Source organism: Dietzia sp. DQ11-38-2, from assembly GCF_014145055.1.
Lineage (GTDB): Bacteria > Actinomycetota > Actinomycetes > Mycobacteriales > Mycobacteriaceae > Dietzia.
Genome location: NZ_JAALDW010000181.1, coordinates 1 through 4,405, shown reverse-complemented (window position 1 = coordinate 4,405; position 4,405 = coordinate 1). Strand labels below are relative to the sequence as shown.

Annotated in this window: 4 protein-coding genes; all 4 read left to right on the top strand. The window is 71.0% G+C overall.

What is annotated here, in order from left to right:
• Nucleotides 1–31: 31 nt before the first annotated feature.
• Nucleotides 32–1,423 carry a lipase family protein gene (locus G6026_RS06940; protein WP_107755474.1) on the top strand — a complete coding sequence of 464 codons (1,392 nt, stop codon included), beginning with the start codon at nt 32–34 and terminating at the stop codon, nt 1,421–1,423.
• A 29-nt stretch (nt 1,424–1,452) separates the two neighbouring features.
• Complete coding sequence (locus G6026_RS06935) at nt 1,453–2,901, top strand: FAD-binding oxidoreductase (RefSeq protein WP_107755473.1); 1,449 nt, start codon at nt 1,453–1,455, stop codon at nt 2,899–2,901.
• A gap of 320 nt (nt 2,902–3,221) precedes the next feature.
• Nucleotides 3,222–3,983, top strand: a complete 762-nt coding sequence (locus G6026_RS06930; RefSeq protein WP_182612743.1) for a decaprenylphospho-beta-D-erythro-pentofuranosid-2-ulose 2-reductase — start codon at nt 3,222–3,224, stop codon at nt 3,981–3,983.
• Nucleotides 3,984–3,985: 2 nt separating this feature from the next.
• On the top strand, nt 3,986–4,405 hold a 420-nt coding region (locus G6026_RS06925; RefSeq protein WP_182612742.1), incomplete at its 3' end, for an arabinofuranosyltransferase.

The window sequence follows — 4,405 nt, the reverse complement described above, 5'->3', positions numbered from 1 at the left end:
CCCACCGGGGTGGCCGCGATAATGTGAGCAGATGTTCTCCCGACGCCCACGCCGTCCCGCGACCGCGGCCCTCGCGATGGCGTGCGCGCTGGCGTGCGCTGTCGCGGGATCCCCCGCGCTCGCCCAGCCCCGGTCGATCGACGACTCGCCGACAGTCTCCGCCCCGGATCCTCTGTCCGCGGTCCGGGCGGCACCACCCGAGGAGCGGACACCGGAGCGGTACCTCCCGAGCCCCTCGCCCGATCCCTGGTACCACTCCCCTCCGGCCGTGGACCCGGGCACGGCGCCAGGCACGATCCTGGCCACACGACCGGTCGCGATCCCGCCGTACAACGTGCGCAACTTCGGCCGCGGGTGGCAGGTCCTGGTCCAGAGCACCGACTCCCACGACCGACCGCAGCAGATCGTCTCGACGATCATCGAACCGGCCACGCCGTGGCCCGGCCCTGGCCCCCGACCGCTCGTGTCGTTCAACGTGACCATCGACTCACTGGGCCTGGACTGCATGCCCTCATACGTCCTGCCCCACAAGTTCAACTTCGAACTCCCCCCCTTCCTGCAGATCCTCGCCGACCGTGGCTACGGACTCGTCCTCACGGACTTCCAGGGCCCGCGAGCCGCGTACGGAGCGGGCCGGGCCAACGGCCGGGCCGTCCTCGACGGGATCCGCGCGGCCCGCGCCTTCACCCCGGCCGGAGACCCCGCCCCGTTGTTCGGGGAGTCGCGGGTGGTCCAGGTGGGGTACTCCGGCGGCGGAATCGCCACCGGGTGGGCAGCCCAGTTGCAACCGGTCTATGCGCCCGAACTCACCGGGGTGCTCGCCGGGTCCTCCGTGGGTGGGGTCCCCGCGGACTATTCGGAGTTGTTCGACACCATGGACGGGACCCTCGCCTCCGGCCTCTACCGCGCTGCCGTGCTGGGACTGGCCCGCGAGTACCCGCAGCTCTACTCGCTGCTCAACGACACCGGCGACGTGGTGGCCCATCAGCTCCGCGACGCCTGCGCGCCGATCAACACCGTCGGTGGACTCGCCCCGTTCCCACTGTCGGTGCTCACCGACGCCGACCCCCGCACCGACCCCACGGTGCAGGAGGTGATGGCGCGGAACCGGTTGGGCCGGGCGGACCCCGCCCACGGGGCGGACCCCCGTGAGGTCCCCTCCGGACCGGTGCAGGTGTGGCATGCCGACGCGGTGGTGCCGATGGGCCCGGGGCCGGGGTCGTCGCGAGGTCCCGGGGACACGTTCGTTCCCGAGTGGACCGCCCACAGGCTGGTCGACGAATGGTGCGCGGCGGGTGCTGACGTGGAGTACACGCCCGTCGCCGGCGAACACGTCACCGCGGCGTACACCGCGGTCGGGCCCGCCCTCGACTGGGTGGACGCCCGCGCCCGCGGGGTGCCGTTCACCACGGGCTGCCGCTGATCCGGGACACCGGCGGTAACCTCGACCGGGTGAGCACCACGCAGCAGACCACCCCGGCCGAGTCCACCCTGGACACCGAACTCAAGCGCCTCACGGGCTGGGGACGCACCTCGCCGGCCATGAGCCACGTGCTCACCCCCCGCTCGGTGGAGGAGATCTCGGCGGCCGTCGCGGCGGTCAACGACGCCAACGCCGCCGGTCCCACCCACCTCCGGCGCGGTGTGGTGGCCCGGGGGCTCGGCCGGTCGTACGGGGACAGCGCGCAGAACTCCGGCGGCCTGGTCCTGGACATGAGCCGGTTCAACCGCATCCACGAGCTCAACGCCGAGAAGGCGCTCGCGGTGGTAGACGCCGGGGTGAACCTGGACCAGCTCATGCGCGCCGCGCTGCCCTTCGGCCTCTGGGTGCCGGTCCTGCCGGGCACACGCCAGGTCACCGTGGGCGGGGCGATCGGGCACGACATCCACGGCAAGAACCACCACTCGGCTGGGTCGTTCGGCAACCACGTCACCCGGATGGAGCTCCTCGTCGCGGACGGCCGCGTCCTCACCCTCGAGCCCGGCGGGACGTCCGACGACCCCGAGGGCACACTGTTCTGGGCCACGGTGGGCGGCAACGGTCTCACCGGCGTGGTCCTCAAGGTGTGGATCGCGATGACCCGCACGGAGACCGCGTTCTTCCTCGCCGACTCCGACCAGACGGGGTCGCTCGACGAGACGATCGCCCTGCACACGGATGGCTCCGAGGCCAGATACACCTACTCCTCGGCGTGGTTCGACGCCATCAGCGCGCCGCCGAAGCTCGGCCGGGCAGCGGTGTCCCGCGGGTCGCTGGCCACGCTCGCACAACTCGAGGAGTACGCCCCCAAGCTCGCCAAGGACCCGTTGGCCATGGACGCCAAGCCGCTGGTCACGTTCCCGGACGTGTTCCCCAACGGTCTGGCCAACAAGTACACCTTCGGCCCCATCGGCGAGGTCTACTACCGTCTCGGCGGCACCTCACGAAACAAGATCAAGACCCTCCCGGCCTTCTATCACATGCTCGATCTGTTCGGAGAGTGGAACCGCGCGTACGGATCCGACGGCTTCCTGCAATACCAGTTCATCGTCCCGCCCGGGGCGGTCGACGGGTTCAAGGAGATCATCGGCGACATCCAGCGCTCGGGCCACTACTCGTTCCTCAACGTGTTCAAACTCTTCGGCCCCGGGAACCAGGCCCCGCTCTCGTTCCCCATGGAGGGGTGGAACGTGTGTGTGGACTTCCCGATCAACGACCGACTGAACTCGTTCGTCAACGAGTTGGACGCCAAGGTCATGTCGATGGGCGGGCGGCTCTACACCGCCAAGGACTCGCGGGTCCCGGCCGACCGTTTCCACGCCATGTATCCGCAGATCGATTCGTGGATCGCCACCCGACGCGAGATCGACCCCCACGGGGTCTTCGTCTCCGACATGGGCCGGCGCCTCGAACTACTCTGACCCGGCGCGCGGCGCTCCTCGACGGGAATCGCACGGCGCGGTCTATACACGCGGACGAGCGACGGGCCACAATGGGGTGATCCCGGACGACAAGGGTCGCCCGGAGGCATGATCGGGAGCCCGCCATGATCCTCCGCACCGTCGCCGCCGCCGTCGTCCTAGTCGCCGTCTCCCCGCCGCCCACCACGTGGCGACGGTCTCCCCGGAGGCCACCCCCGCCGTCTCCCGCCGTCCGCCCGCTCACGCGGGGTTCACGTCGGGCCGGGTAGTCGCGGACACCTTCCCCGATCCTGCGGTGGCCCCTCGGTAGACTCCTGCGCATGATCAATGCCGTCGGCGTCCCACAGACCCTGCTCCTGCTCGGAGGCACCTCCGAGATCGGCCTGGCGATCTGCGGGGAGTACCTCCGGCAGGGCCCGATGCGTGTCGTGCTGGCCTGCCTCCCCGGGGATCCAGGTATCGAGGACGCCCGGGCCGAGATGACGGCCGCCGGCGCCACCACCGTCGACGTGGTGGATTTCGACGCCGCCGCCACCGACTCCCATCCGGCCGCCTTCGAGCAGATCTTCGCCGGAGGCGACGTCGACGTCGCGATCGTGGCGTTCGGCCTCCTCGGGGAGAACGAGGAACTGTGGTCCGACCAGCGCAAGGCCGTGCAGATCGCCCAGGTCAACTACACCGGTGCGGTGTCGGTGGGGGTGCTGCTCGCCGAGCGGATGAAGGCGCAGGGCTACGGCAGGATCATCGCCATGAGCTCGGCGGCAGGCCTCCGCGCCCGCCGCTCCAACTTCGTCTACGGCTCCACCAAGGCCGGCCTGGACTCGTTCTACACCGGTCTGGGCTACGCCCTCGACGAATACGGGGTGGACGTTCTGGTGATCCGCCCGGGGCAGGTCCGCACCCGCATGTCGGCGCACGTCAAGGAGGCGCCGCTCACCATCAACAAGGACGACGTGGCCCGCATCGCGGTCAAGAAGTCCGGCGCGGGCAAGGGTGCGGTCTTCGCCCCCGCCGCGTTCGGCGCCGTCATGGCGGTCCTGACCCACGTCCCGCGCCCGATCTTCCGCAAGCTCCCCTTCTGACCATGCCGGTGGCGCTCCGGGGGCCGGGCCTGGCGGGAGCGGCGACGCTGCTGGCCGCAGCCGTCACCGCTGTCGTCCTGGTCGGTTTCTCTCTCGTCTCCTTCCCCGCCTACGGCAACTCCAACGTCCTGCGGGCACTCACGGTCGTCGGCCAGTGCGCCGCGTTCGCCCTGGTGGTGGCCGGCGTGCTGTGTGCCCGTGCGGGCGAGCGTCCCGGGGGGCGGGCCGGACTGGTCCGGGTGGGCAAGCTGGCCGCCCCCACGGGGTCGGCCCTGCTGGTGGCCTCCACGCTCGGCATCCCGCTCGCGGCGTCCCGGCTGTACCTGCACGGCGTGAGCGTGGACCAGGAGTTCCGAACCCAGTTCCTCGGCCGCTCGGCGACCTCGCTGGGCCTGCCCGACATGGCCTACGCCGACCTGCCG